The sequence below is a fragment of the Salinimicrobium oceani genome, from assembly GCF_012037645.1.
Genome location: NZ_JAAVJR010000247.1, coordinates 1 through 593, shown reverse-complemented (window position 1 = coordinate 593; position 593 = coordinate 1). Strand labels below are relative to the sequence as shown.

The 593-nt window shown below is 49.2% G+C and carries 1 protein-coding gene; it reads left to right on the top strand.

Features of this window, described 5'->3' with window-relative positions; translation table 11 throughout:
- Positions 1-593: ATP-binding protein (locus tag HC175_RS16530; RefSeq protein ID WP_168139474.1), on the top strand; the 593-nt coding region annotated here is incomplete at both ends.

Below are 593 nucleotides of genomic sequence, written 5' to 3'. Positions count from 1 at the left end.
AAGCTCTGGAAACCACAAAGATCCACAGCGTTGTGGGACGGGTGAAGGAGAATGTAGGTTTGATGGCACACAGGCCTTTCAGGAGTCCCCACCATACAATAAGCGATGTGGCCTTAGTAGGTGGGGGAGCTTATCCGCAGCCGGGGGAGATTTCTCTTTCCCACAACGGAGTATTGTTCCTGGATGAACTTCCGGAGTTTAAAAGAAGCGTGCTGGAGGTAATGCGGCAACCGCTTGAAGACAGGGAGGTGACGATTTCCCGGGCGAAATTCACTGTCACCTATCCTTCCAGTTTTATGCTGGTGGCAAGCATGAATCCCAGCCCCAGCGGATTTTTCAATGATCCCGGATCGCCAAATACTTCGTCCCCGGCAGAAATGCAGCGGTACATGAGCAAAATTAGAGGACCTTTGCTGGACCGTATTGATATTCATATTGAAGTGACTCCCGTACCTTTTGAAAAGTTGAGTGAAGAGCGGCGGGGAGAAAGTAGTGTGGATATAAGAAAAAGAGTTACCGCCGCAAGGCAAAAACAAACAGAGAGATTTGCCGACAATGAGAAGGTGCACTATAATGCTCAAATGAGCGTTCGG